The sequence below is a fragment of the Streptococcus suis genome, from assembly GCF_002964575.1.
In the GTDB taxonomy this organism is placed as follows: Bacteria; Bacillota; Bacilli; order Lactobacillales; family Streptococcaceae; genus Streptococcus; species Streptococcus suis_R.
In genome coordinates, this window is the sequence record NZ_POQQ01000017.1 from 1 (window position 1) to 13,620 (window position 13,620).

Consider the following 13,620-nt stretch of genomic DNA (forward strand, 5'->3'; position numbering starts at 1 on the left):
TCTTTTGGAATCCCTCGATCGACAAGCAAGTCCTTAAGTTCATTGTAAACATCAAATCCTTCTTCCTTACTTTTAGGCGTTCCAATATCAGAGAAAATCATCTGAGTGGCTTTGTCTTCAGCTCCTTCACGGTAAATCCGCTCGACATTATCAACGACTTGAAGGATTTTCTCATTGTCTGATAAGGTATAAGCAGGGTCAATCAACCGCATATCAATGGCTAGTTTTCTAGCTTCCCCGGTTATCTTTAACATATTATCTCTACTTGGATCGACACTACCTGACTTGATAGCGTCTGAACGCTCTACCAGTTCTTCTAAATAGTATTTCTGAGCTTGCGTTAACTCGCTTTCCACCGCAATAATCTTAGCTTCAGGTACAGGTAAATCAAGCATATCAGAAGTCTGAATATCGGCGGTTTCCTTGTAGATTCGCATGAGTTCAGGCAAATTGACAAATTTCTTGAACCGTTTCTTAGGTTGGTATTTATCACCTGTCGGGGCTAGTTCCATAGAGTTTTCGATATTCCCAAAAGCCCCAACCCATGAGTCAAAATTGGATACCTGATATCGTTCCAAGACATCGGGCTGAATATAATTCATCATGGTGAAAAGTTCACTGATGGAGTTAGAAACTGGTGTTCCTGTCGCAAAAACGACATTTCTATCGCCATGCTCTGCCTGAACCTGTCTCACCTTCATCTCCATGTCTACGTTCTTTTTTGAAGTGGTATTGGTGATTCCCGCGACATTCCCAAGTCCAGTGATTGGACGGATATTCTTGAAGTGATGAGCCTCATCCACAAAAAGAAAATCAATGCCAAGGTTTTCAAATTCAATAAAGGTATCCCGCTCCAGTTTTTGGAGTTCTTCTAATTGGTGCTCTAGTCCCTTAATCGAACGCTCTGCTTCTTTCACCGTATAATCAGAGTCACTTCCTAGCTTGATTTCTCTGAGTTGTTCAAGTTTGTCATTGATATAGGTGACCTGTTTCTCTCGACTCATCGGTATTTTCTCAAATTGTGAATCCCCAATGACAATGGCATCATAATCCCCTGTAATAATCCTAGACACAAATTGCTTGCGTTTGGCTTTGGCAAAGTCTTTCTTAGTCGTCACATAGACCTTTTTGGTTGGGAAGAATTTCATGATTTCTTGACCAAACTGGGCAGTCAAACTAGAAGGGACCACATAAAGAGGTTTATGCACCATCCCCAATTCTTTCAACTTGAAACCAGCTCCGAGCATGGTCAAGGTTTTTCCAGACCCTACCTCATGGGCTAGTAGGGCACGTTTCTCCTCCACAATCCGTTGAATGGCATTCTTTTGGTGAGGGCGTAAGGAGATATTCTGAGCAAGTCCATCAATGGTTAAATGGCTACCATCATAGGTCTTTGATACTGTACGATTGTAGAGCCTATTATAGGTATCTTCAATCATCTGTTGAACTTCTGGATACCTTGCCACATAGTCTTGAAAGAGTTCTTGTAGGTGTGTCTCCTTAGCACGCAGGACTGTTGTTTTCTCCACATCCGTCACATTCTTTTTCTTATCCCCTTCGACAACTTGTTTTGTAATGGTTGGTTGATTGGAATTCAGGAGGTTTTCAAAGATTTTTCGACCACTATCATAGCGTGAAGCAGGGACACCTAAACTCCTATCCGTTGCGTTGGAATAGGTGTAGGCAAACTTAGATTGATAAGTGATAACCCCGTCAATTGGACTGACTTCAAGGACTGTTGCTACTTCTTGGTCTGACAATTCATAGGCTTTCCCCATAAAGGTTTCTTGGGCAAATTTTCCGTAAATAGACAAAGGAATCCAGCGTGAACCGATTCGATAATCAATGTCTGCTAAAGTAATGCGTGCTGGTTTGACTTTTTCTAGAAGTCCTGCATAATGTGACCAGTTAAAGTCCTGATTGTCTTGTTTGATGAATAGGTCCACCAGTTCTAACTTAGTGACGACATCACCTGACAGAAAGTCTTGGCGAGACACATAGGTCAATTCCCCATTCAGATACTTCTCAGGATCAGGCATAATGAGGTCTCCTAGCTCCTCAATCAAGGACATCTTAGAATCGACCTGATAAATGGACATCATATAAGTAAAATCAACCCCTCTGCCGTCAGCCAAGCTCGAATTTAAGGCATCAAGGGCAGTATGTACCTTTTTAACCTCTCTTTCGGGACGCACTAGAGCCCTCTCAAAGGCAAGGGATTTGGTATACGTAACAGACTTTCCACTTGGATCCAGACGTTCATCTTCCAAACTAGCAAGAAGCGAATACTTATCATCACTATCAAAAAGATTACGGTTCACTGCACTGTTCAAATACCCATAGTGTTTGACAAAGCTATTATAGGTACGATTGAGTTTGCCTAACAAGTGGTTAAAGGTCTTCTTATCATAGTCATAATGGCGTTGAATGGCAATAACTTCTTGGTAGGCATTGCGAATATTGACCATTCCTTTGATTCGTGCCACTTCTTTATCAGACAAAGGAGCTTCATAGAAAACTGTCTTTTTATAATACCCCTTAAATTGTCCGCGTTTAGCTGCATCATCGGTCACATAGACATCCAGAGCAGTGTTATCAGTCACTTCTAAGGCATTAAAGCGATCAATCTGCTTTTGAGAATGCTTGGTGTCCCATGCTTTGAAGTTGCCCTCTTCATCGACATAGTAACTGATTTCTTCCGTCTTGGTTCCGACTCGAATGCCTTTATTATCTCGATAGTAGACCGTAGAATCCTGATAACCAAAACTGTACTGACCCAGATTCTCCCTCATTTCAGCTGGAATGGAGGTATCAATGACTTGTTTGGTCAACACATTTGGGTTAATGATGACCTCATTTCTATCAATCTTTCTTGGGGCTTTTACTTGATGTAGAGCTGTTTTAACACTTGCAATCAAGTCATCACTAGTCCCCTTAACAGAAAGTGTTCCTCCGTTAAAATTTCTGACCTCGTAGGTTCCTAGCACCTGGCTATTGTATTCTCCATCAAAGTAAGGATTGAGCCAAATGCGACTATCCATTTCATAACGAATGGAACCTGAAAAGGCTAAGTCGTCTGCCACATATCCCTTGTCTAAGTGTTTCTGGAAGAATAACATATCCGTTGTGACACTCGTTCCCGCAATGGCCTTAAAGGCAGAGTCAGGCAGTCGAATCCCACCAAGAAATTCAGTTGTCTCACGAATATCTTGTAAGATGTTTTCTGTTCGCTTATCCATGGTTCCTGTTGAAGAGATAATCGCAATTTGTCCACCATCATGGAGCAATTCAAGTGACTTCTTAACAAAGTAGTCATGAATCATGTAAGGCCTATCGTACCTGTTATCCGCAATCCGTATATTGGCAAAGGGCACATTTGAAATCACCAAATCAAAACTATTGTCGTTAAAAGCCACCGTCTCAAAGCCCTTAATTTCAATGTGACTATTGGGATGAAGGTGTTTGGCAATAGCTCCTGTAATGGTATCTAATTCCACACCATATAACTCACTCTTTTCTCTTAAGTGTTTGGGCATTGCTGCAAAAAAATTCCCTGTTCCCATGGAAGGATCTAGGATTTTGCCACCTGTAAAGCCATCTCTTTCCAACTTATCCCACATCTGACGGATAAGGGCTGGGTCTGTGTAATAGGCTGTCAAGGAGGACTGTTTCATATCCGAATACTCTTTATCTGTGACTAGGCTTTTCAGTTCTTCTCGTTCCTTAGAAAATTTTGGATTATAGTCATCAAAAAATTCATTGGCAAGTCCACCCCAGCCTACATACTTGGCAAGGAGTTCTTGTTCACTTGATGAAGCATTGCGGTGCTCTACTTCTAGATTTTTTACCAAACGAATAGCCGCAATGTTTGTCTCAACCTTATCTCTAGCAGTCTTTGGATAAAAGTCCGTCATATCTTCTGGAAAATAAAAGTCCATTACTGGAATCTCTGGAATTGTTACGACTACTACCTCTTCAGGAATTTGACTATCTGATTCTTCAAGATCAGTATCGTTATGACCTATTTCTGAACTATCGGGTTCCAATAGTCCAATACTCTGAACTGGCTCCTCTTCCAGAAATGAAAAAAGATTTAGTTCTTGGTCCGCTTCTTCTAACTCTGTTTGTGGTTCTGCCTTTGGCTGATGAAGTGCCTGACTGACTTCTTCCCAGGTCCTCACATAAAGAACTGGATTTTGTTCAATGATATCCGAAAAATCATTGACTAACTCAATCCGAATCAAACCATTCAATCGAGCATCACTGACTGACACGACCTCAAAGTCCTGTCCCTTATAGGAAACCAACGTCCCAAGCGGATAGTTGTCCAAAACCATCTGAACAAGTGGATTTACCTCAAACGCTTCATCAACTACTTCTTTTCCCTCAGCTTTCTCTAGCTTGTTCTTCCAATCTCTGAGGGTTAAATCTGGCTGATTGCGTTTATCTTTTTCAAATTGCTCCGCATCTTCTCTGCTGAGTTCTTGGTGTAAAAAGGCGTAGGCAACTTGTCGCAGCTCTTCAATGGAAAGCTGGCTACCAAAGAAAAATTCAACCTTTTCATGACTCAATCCCATTTGGAGTAGTTCTGTCGCAAGGGCTAGTTGAGTTACCGAGGCTTTGGGATAGCCACCTAGTAAAGCAAGGTCCGAATTTTTCAAACGAAAACGACCTGCCGCATCCAATAAAATACCGACTTGGTCTGGTTCAAACTGAGATAGCTCAATCCCTAGCTGAGTCAATTTTTCTTGATTTTCTATCCTAATAGCTCGTCCAATTTTTTCTAATTCCTTTTCTTCGACTCTAGTCAGCGTTCGTTTCAGCTCATAGGGACTACCATCAGCCTCTAGATAGGTAAGTAACTCCTCGCCCTCAAAGATTGGTGTCATTTCCATCTCTGTGTCAAAATCACCTCGTCTAAAACTTGGGACTTTGGAACGTTCATTTCGAATTTGGTCAAAATATGTTAGTATCTCAAATTTACGTCGTAAAGATAACTCTTCATAAGCTGGCAGATGACTGGTTTTTCCAGTTCGGATATCCAAATGAGACAAATCTACGTCCAAACTAGCAATAATCAAAGAGCCCTCTTCTCGAAAAGATATTGCTTGATTACTACTCACTTTGTGCTCATCAACAGTTTCTTCATTTTCTAGAACAGTTTCATCAGCTCTTGTTTCAAGCTCAGGCTCGTAAGTTAAGAGAAACTGTTCAATATCTCGACTAATACGATCCGCTAAATTATTAGCCACACGATACACATTAACCAAATTAGCTCCCCTACTCTTTTGTAATAGAGAATATGGTGAAATAGTTTGATAGTGTCCATTGGAATCTAATAATTGAAAACGAGTGGCCAGATTGAACAAGGCCACTTCTATCACCAAGTTTTTTTCAGACGGCGATAATTTGTCAAGTTTTTGGAGACCAGTTTGGCCGAATACTTGTGTATAGGTCAATAGATCATGAGCAGTATCATAAGGACTAGCCTGGACAAAAGCTGAAACATCTGTCTCAAAGTGAAGTACCTGAACAGATCTTTTTATTCCCTGCCTATTTGTCATAAACTGACGAATAAGACTATCCCACTCCTCATCAAAATGCTCTGCTTGGTAATATAAAAACGCCTCAAGCAGGGCTCTATCACGAGGAATGCTGGCTCTCATCATTTGTAGTAAGACTTCTTGATTCATTTTCCCTCCCATTTTAAAAGGGCTGAGAGTTTTTCTCAGCCCTTTGCGTTAATCTAGGACCAAGGCTCGTTGGTCTCTTTCTTGTGAAATACCTTCCATTACAGTTGCCACATAGTGTTGTAAGAAACGACTTTTCTGGTCTAGTAAATCTTTTTGCAAGGCAAGGTGAACCAGATCTCCAAAATAATCCTGACTGGAAATAGCCAAGTCCTGTTGAATCATGACCTGTAAGGTTTCAAGGCTAAGTGGTGAATAATCGTCACTATCCAAAACCTCATACTGTTCCAAGGTGTCTGAGAGACTATTTGAGGACATTAAATCCATAATAAAACTAGAGCCTTCACCTGTTCGGTACAACTTTTCCAGAATGTCAGTCATATCTGCCTGTACTTCATCCTGATAACTATCCACTTTAACTCGTAGCTCATCACTAATCAAGGATAGGTCATCCTCATCCATATAATCTTGATAAACCTGATTGAGGATTGTTCTATCAGAAATACTTAATTCCAAAGAGAGAAAGGCTTTGATAAACTCTTGGTAATCGACCTTCTCCATTTCAGACAAAGCCTCTTTCATGGTGTCAAAGTTCCAAGCCATCACACAACTCCTTTTGTGGGACTAGTGGTGAATGTCCAGATTGTAGCTCTTCTAAATCAGCTTGACCATCACCATCTGTATCAACAGACTGCGGATTGGTTCCGAAAGCCAGTTCCTGAGCATCTGTCAAACCATCTTGGTCTGAATCCTTTTCATAAATAGTTTTTGGATTCATCTACTTCTCCTCCTTATTCTTCAGTCCATAAGCCGTACCAAGTAGAATACCAGCACCAATCAAGCCCCAAAGGGATTCCTGTTCCCCTGTATTTGGCAAAATGCTTGCTGAAACAGGCGGTTCAATAGTCTCAATTGGTGGTTGAGGTGGTGTGGGATGATTTGGACTTGGTTCTTCAGGTCGAGGTGTATGTGTTACAACTGTATTCGAACTGATGACATAGCCATTCACTGTATGGAGATAGGTATTCTCCACCTGACCTGTCGCAATCCGTTTCATCTGCAGGTAAACATCTGCCTGAAAGGCTGAATCATCAGAGATAGTCTCTAAGAAGGATTTATCAAATGAAATTGACACTAGGCCATTTTCTGTATCCACTTGTTGCAAGGTATATTTCGTGACTTCTGTTCCCTCTTTTAAAACAGAACCGTCTTTCAGGGTGACATCCGTCATCAGATAGCTGCGGTAAACACCATTGTACTCATCATGCTTTTCATCATAGTTATCTTCAAAACCATATTCAAATAAATCAGTCGCACGCTTGCTTGGAATCAATGCTCCAACCAAGCGATAGTTGAAGGTTTGATGCAAGGCCACTTCTTTCCCGTCAAGGCTGGCATCTTTATGAGACAAGTCAATCACCACATCTTTTTGTGGGTCTAGTTTGGGAACATTATTGACCACTGTTTCCGTGACATAGGCCAAGCCAAAATCAATCTGATAGGCTGTATTTTCATACTGAACACCTGTTTTGGTCAACTCATTTTTAACCGTCATCGGAACCGTGACAACTAAGGTTTGACCAGTCTTCACATAGGTCTCATAAAAGGCTTTTGGATCATCGCTACTAAGAACTTGAATGGCTCCTTTAGGTGTAAACTGGCGTTTAGCCATGGCATCTTGAACAACTTTCGGAGCTTCTGACAAACTAGCGTATGTGCTAACAGAAATACCAGATACACGATTGCCATCCTTATCCAAAACTTGAATGCCGTCAGGAATTAGGGTAAGGGCTTCTTCTGGGTAATCGTCTACCATGTAAAATCCCTTGGCAAGAACATCATCCGTCACGACCATGTCCTTGTATTGACTGTAATCCAAGACAATTTTGTAATAATTGACCGTATTCGGAAGAACAGTCTTTCCATCAATTGAAATACCTTCTTGGTTGGTATTAGACTTATGTGGAGTTACTTTAGGGACAAAATTGGTCACCGTGTTGGTTTCATAGGCTTGCCCAAAGTCCACCTGATAAGCCACGTTTTCATAAGACTTCCCTGAATTAAGCATGGTTTCCAAAACCGTCATCGGAGTGACAATGGTAATATTCTCCCCCTTGGTCACATAAGATTCAAAAAAGGCTTGTTGGTCCTCAGGCATGAAAACTTGAAAAGATCCTTGAGGCTGAATTTTTTGTTTGGAAAGGGCTACTTGTAAGGAGTTAGGAGCTTCTGATAATTGAGAATAAGACTTCACCGTGATTCCTGAAACTGTTTTGCCATCAGATGTGACAAACTGAATAGCTGCTTCATCTGGCAATAAAGCTTCTTCTGGATAATCATCCACAAAGTAAAAACCTTGTGCAATCTGAGAGTTGTCTGCTTTAATCCCTCGGTATTGGTCCAAATCCCATGAGAGAGTATAGTGATTTTGAGTTCCCACTAGCATGGGCTTCCCATTGATGTCCACTTTGTCTTTATTGAGGTTCTGTTTCTTGGGTTCTGGAGAAACAAGGGTGTTGGTCACTTCCTTGGTTTCATAGCCATTTCCAAAATCAACTTGATAAGACTTGTTTGTATAGGTCTTAGTTTGACCATAGAGACTATCTTTCACCGTCATTTTGGTCAAAAGAGCTAAAGAAGTTCCTGTTTGAACATACTGGTCATAAAAGGCTTGGTTGTCATCCGGCAAAAAGACTTGAAAGGCACCTGTCGGTGTAATCTTAGCACGAGCCAATTTATCTTGAAGGTCTTTAGGGGCTTCATTTAGGGAAGCATAGTTTTTAACCGTAATTCCTGATACCTTCTGACCGTCAAGGGTTGTAACAGCCGTCCCATTTTCCACCACATCAAGCACTTCCTCTGGGTAATCGTCCACAAAGAAGAAGCCTCGTGCAATTGTCTCTTTAGCAGAACGATCTCCCTTATACTGGTCCAAATCCCAAGTCAAACGATAGTGGTTGGTTGTGCCAAGGGCTACGACCGTGTCATTAATGAGGACACTATCCGCATTTTCATTGTTTTTATCTGGTGTAATGAGTGTGGTTGTCTCCCCATCACCTGGTGTACGAACCGTTACAACATTTGAAGTGACTGTGTAAGCATTTGTTGTGCCCTTGTTCAAAAGGAGTTTGTAACTATTGGAATAGGTTGCCCCATCATTTTGAACAGAACCATAGAGTTTTGGAGCGGTCAGTTGATAAACCTTGGTTAAATCTTTATTTACCTCCTGCAACAAGTTTTCCTTTGCGGTTAAGGTCACAAAATTCTTAGTCTCATCAAAGCTAAGGACATAGTTTCCATTCTCTTTTTGTGTTGTTTCCTTATCAAATAGGTAACCAGCAGGCAAGTAGTCCTCAAAAATGAGACTAGTCGTTTGGGCACGATTGGGCGATAAGGCATCAACTGTTAAGGGATAAATCACCGTTGAATCTTTTGCGACAGTTTTCTCATGAAGATTAGCTTGGTCACTATTGACCACTTCTTTCATAATCTCTGGAGTTGTCGTCAAACGGTACGCATGATAATGGACAGTTGGTACTTGTGGTGGCGTTGGAAGTTCTTTTGGAATAGGTTTGACAGGTAAGGTTACCTTGGTCAAGGTCAGACTAGGCTGCACAACTTCATCCAAAGGCTTTGGTGTGAAGGTTACAGGCTTTTCTGGTGTAAATGTTTTAGGAGTAAAGACATCTGGTGTTACCGTAATAGGTTCTGGAATGGGTTCAAGTTTCACCGTTACATGAGGTTTGGGACTATACGGTGTTACTGTACGTGCCACTGGTAGGGTATTTAAAGCGAACCAGTAAGACAAGCCAACATTCTGTGGCATATCGCCTTGGCCAAAGGTGACTGTATAGGTATTGCCTGATGTGACCGTTGAGACAATAGCTCCTTTATAAGCATAACGACTTGATGTGGTATCCCATTCCTCAGGTAAATTCAAATCACTTGCACGGTTTGAACCCAACGAACGGGCCAGACCTTCATTAGTCACTTGAACGGTTGAACCATTAATCGGAACAAATTTCCCAGATGAATCTTTAACATATTCTAAACCAATGTCATTATGATTGAGGGAAGAATGTGTGAAGACTCCTGGTTTCTCCTTAGAAAAGGTGACCTGCGTTCCGTCTTCCAAGAAATACTTGGCAACTACACGAAACTCCATCTTGTCTGTTCGCCAGTCACCATTTCCGTCATTTCGATAGGCAATGAAGCCCTCGGTTGGATCATTTGGCACAACCAATTTCACGGCATTGGTTCCAGCAGGTGATACAAGGTTGGTAATATCGTAAGTCACACGACTAATCTTTTTCCCATCAAATCGTGCATTTTGAAGATTTTGATAGTTAAAACTAAGGGTCTCACCTGTTTTGAAGCTATCATAGACAAAGAATCCAGTTGAATCTAAAATTCTTGAGTAGCCACCCAGCATGGCATCGCCAGTTGAAATGATTTGATTAGGATTTCGGGTAATGGCCCCATGTTGTGCTTGGGGTTCACCGTTATTGAGATTGAGGGCTTGAGCAAGGGCTTCAGAAATATAACCTTCTGCACCTTTTGAAATCTCGGCCAAATCACGTTGATAGCGTTCCATTTCTTTGGCATTATAGACATCAATCGCTTCATTCTCTTTTCTGGCTGCGGCTTCTTTTTCTTGATTGCGTCTAGTAATAGCTTCAATCTCGGCTGCACGATCTGAAACTAATTGTTGTTTCTCATGATTAGCCTGATCCACCGCAGCTTGACCTGCACGGTTTTCAGCATCAACAGCTGCTTGACCTGCCTGATTCCGCTTTTCAATGGCTTCGTTATCTGCATTTGCCTTAGCAAGTCCAGCTTCATTTTCTTTTTGAATGGCTTGGTTTTTCGCAACAATATCATCTGCCTTGGTTTTCTTTGTTAGATAATCCGCTACAGCTTGTTCGTTAGTTGATTGAATGGTTTCAACAGCCTTGCCATAGTTTGTATAGTCTAGTACAGCTGTCCCATTTCCTGATGAAACTACTTGTTCAGTTACTGTCACATCAGCATCTACATACCGAGTTTTTAGGTCATTGACTTTGGTATCAACCCAAGCATTTGTCTCTTTACCAGTTTGGTTGGCCCCTTCGTAGGCCTGTGACAGCTCCTTATTTTCCTGTTCAATGCGGGCTTTATTCGATTCGTATGTCGCTTTGTCAGCTTTGTAGGTTTTAGTGACTTCATTAATTGCCTCAACCTGTTTTTGGGCATCTGCTTCAGCTTTTGAAATTTGTTGGTTGGTTTCTGATGCAGAAGTTGTATTTCCCAAGTCCATTGGACTATCTTCAACCGTAGAAACACCTTCAGCCTTTGCCTCTTCAACTGCTTGTGTTACCGTATCATGTGGTACGGTGACTGCAATTGCACCGTTAGATTGTCCAGTTGACCCTAAACTTTCAGTTTGTTCAGAAACAGGGGTTGGTTGTGCTTCTGGTAAATTTGTCGCTGGATTCTCCGTTCGTTGAATGGTTGTATCAACTGATGATGTGACTTCATCAGCATGTGCAACCGTTCCTCCCCAAGCAACAACAGCCGTCACCATGGTTCCAAGGGCAACGGAACATAGAGTGCGATATTTTTTACTCTTGCGAAAGACGTGTTTCTCGCCTTTTTCCTGATTGACAAGAAAGTGATGATTACATGTTTTGGTCATAAATAGTCCTTCTTTTCTTTTTTATGTAGCAACAAATTGTCACTCTTTCCTCATCATAAAAAAGAAGGCTTGATTTTGTTATCACAATAAAATGAGGGAAAAGAAAATGTTGCTTTTATACCACAAATATTGTAAAATTGTAGTGTAAAAGCAACAAGTGGGAGGCCGTATGTCAAAAAAAGAGATTCTACTCGATTTTATAGAAAAGAACAATGGAATTGTCACAAACAAAGATTGTAAAGCACTAGGTATTCCAACAATATATCTGACAAGACTAGAGAAAGAAGGCATTATCTTCCGAGTTGAAAAAGGTATTTTCCTAACCCAAAACGGAGACTATGATGAATACTACTTCTTTCAATATCGTTTTCCTAAGGCTATTTTCTCTTATATTTCGGCACTGTATCTACAACAGTTTACAGATGAAATTCCACAATATTTTGATGTGACAGTTCCTAGAGGCTACCGCTTTAATACTCCTCCAGCTAATCTAAATATTCACTTTGTCTCTAAAGAATACAGCGAGCTGGGAATGACTACTGTACCTACTCCTTTGGGAAACAACGTAAGGGTATATGATTTTGAACGTATTATTTGTGATTTTGTAATACATCGAGAAAAGATTGATTCCGAACTCTTTGTCAAGACACTTCAATCTTATGGGAACTATCCTAAAAAAAATCTAGCAAAACTCTATGAATATGCGACAAAAATGAATACTTTAGAAAAAGTTAAACAAACTCTGGAGGTTCTAATATGAACAAAGCTAAATTAACAGCACTCTGTCATAAAATATCAAAGAATACTGGTTTAACCTTTAATTCCGTCATGACCTATTACTTCCTAGAAGTCATTTTGAAAAAATTAAGTCAAAGTTCTTATTCAAATCACTATATCTTCAAAGGAGGATTCCTACTTTCGAATGTCATCGGAGTTGAATCTCGTAGCACTGTTGATATTGACTTTTTATTCCATCAAATAACACTCTCAGAAGAAACTGTTAAACAGCAACTCAAGGAAATTTTAGCAGATTCCGAAGAAGGTATATCTTTTGTGATTCAATCAATCACAGCTATTAAAGAAAGTGATGACTATGGTGGCTATCGAGCAACAATTTCGTGCCAACTTGAGAATATTAAACAAGTTATCCATTTGGATATTGCGACAGGTGATGTTGTAACTCCTCAGCCGATTACATACGACTATAAAGCTATTTTTGATGAAGACAATTTTCCAATCATTGCTTATACAATTGAAACAATTCTAGCTGAAAAACTTCAAACCATCTATTCACGTAACTTCTTGAACAGTAGAAGCAAAGATTTTTACGATGTTTATATTCTTTCCAAACTGAAGAAAGAAGACATTGACTTCATTCAGTTGAGAAATGCCTGTCAGAGAACATTTTCATATCGCGAAACAGAACTCGATTTTGTAAAGATTATTGAACTACTCGAGAGGTTCAAATCTGACCCTATTCAGAATAAACAATGGCAAAATTATTCAAAAAAATATAGCTATACAAAAGGGATTTCACTTGCAGATGTTCTTGATGAGATGATTCGTCTCATAACAGTTCTCATTTCTATAAATTCTGATTAATCGTGACAAAAAAACACAAAAGATATGCTAACATTTATTCATTTTGTTAGCATATCCTTTTTTATTTCGTCGTATAAGCAAAACTCAAGCTACTATCCACTCCAGATAATTTACGGAAGGTGTAGTTGGGATTGCCATTGTAATTGGTTTCGGAGATAAGGAATGAGCCATCTGGGTAGACTTTTTCGACGAAAGCCACATGTCCGTATTCTGTTGGGGTGCCATGTCCTCCTCCCGCAAAGGAAAGTATAGCTCCTTCTTGTGGACTTGTCCCTGTCTCTCCACCGAGACTTGCGGCTGTTCGTACCCAATCTTGGCCATTGCCCATTGTACTGATAATTGGAATCTTCTCACCATTTTTACCTTTGAGTTTTAGCCCCAGTTGGTTGATACGGGCTGCGACTCCCCAAGTACATTGGCCGTAAGCATATCCCATACCGTCACCACCTCCTGGAATAGAGTTTTCAAAAAGGTCTCCTCGTACAGCTTCAAGTGCTTTTGGATCACTTTGTGCTGTCCCACCGTTTGGTTGACTAAAACCTTTTTCAATTTGGTAATACCACTCACTTGCTCGTGTTTGACGTTCAAGTAGCTTATCTCCACTATTTCCTTCCCAGTAAATGAGAAAGAGTTGGGCAAGACTAGCTGGACTTC

The 13,620-nt window shown here is 40.5% G+C and carries 7 protein-coding genes; 2 read left to right on the top strand and 5 right to left on the bottom strand.

Annotated features, from left to right (window positions below):
* The 4 genes from C1E58_RS00640 to C1E58_RS00655 form a co-directional block, all read right to left on the bottom strand.
* On the bottom strand, positions 1 to 5,693 hold a 5,693-nt coding region (locus tag C1E58_RS00640), incomplete at its 3' end, for an SNF2-related protein (protein ID WP_105209014.1).
* A gap of 48 nt (positions 5,694 to 5,741) precedes the next feature.
* Complete coding sequence (locus C1E58_RS00645) at positions 5,742 to 6,293, bottom strand: hypothetical protein (protein ID WP_105209015.1); 552 nt, start codon at positions 6,291 to 6,293, stop codon at positions 5,742 to 5,744.
* Positions 6,277 to 6,468, bottom strand: coding sequence for a calcium-binding protein (locus C1E58_RS00650; protein ID WP_024376811.1), 192 nt, complete (start codon positions 6,466 to 6,468; stop codon positions 6,277 to 6,279). The genes C1E58_RS00645 and C1E58_RS00650 overlap by 17 nt, the downstream gene beginning before the upstream one ends.
* Positions 6,469 to 11,364 (bottom strand): SspB-related isopeptide-forming adhesin, encoded by a 4,896-nt coding sequence (locus tag C1E58_RS00655; protein ID WP_105209016.1) that lies wholly within the window; start codon positions 11,362 to 11,364, stop codon positions 6,469 to 6,471. It lies immediately after the preceding gene.
* Between the two features lie 169 nt (positions 11,365 to 11,533).
* On the opposite strand from C1E58_RS00655, the gene C1E58_RS00660 reads away from it, so the two are divergent.
* A complete protein-coding gene (locus tag C1E58_RS00660; RefSeq protein ID WP_000037237.1) occupies positions 11,534 to 12,124 on the top strand; it encodes a type IV toxin-antitoxin system AbiEi family antitoxin domain-containing protein in 591 nt (196 codons plus the stop codon).
* Positions 12,121 to 12,966, top strand: coding sequence for a nucleotidyl transferase AbiEii/AbiGii toxin family protein (locus C1E58_RS00665; RefSeq protein WP_001030299.1), 846 nt, complete (start codon positions 12,121 to 12,123; stop codon positions 12,964 to 12,966). The genes C1E58_RS00660 and C1E58_RS00665 overlap by 4 nt, the downstream gene beginning before the upstream one ends.
* A 61-nt stretch (positions 12,967 to 13,027) precedes the next feature.
* Here the strand turns inward: C1E58_RS00665 and C1E58_RS00670 are convergent.
* Positions 13,028 to 13,620: CHAP domain-containing protein (locus tag C1E58_RS00670; protein WP_153055807.1), on the bottom strand; the 593-nt coding region annotated here is incomplete at its 5' end.

Coding starts and splice junctions, on each gene's coding strand:
- C1E58_RS00645 (WP_105209015.1), bottom strand. CDS start 6,293: ATGGCTTGGAACTTTGACACCATGAAAGAGGCTTTGTCTGAAATGGAG.
- C1E58_RS00650 (WP_024376811.1), bottom strand. CDS start 6,468: ATGAATCCAAAAACTATTTATGAAAAGGATTCAGACCAAGATGGTTTG.
- C1E58_RS00655 (WP_105209016.1), bottom strand. CDS start 11,364: ATGACCAAAACATGTAATCATCACTTTCTTGTCAATCAGGAAAAAGGC.
- C1E58_RS00660 (WP_000037237.1), top strand. CDS start 11,534: ATGTCAAAAAAAGAGATTCTACTCGATTTTATAGAAAAGAACAATGGA.
- C1E58_RS00665 (WP_001030299.1), top strand. CDS start 12,121: ATGAACAAAGCTAAATTAACAGCACTCTGTCATAAAATATCAAAGAAT.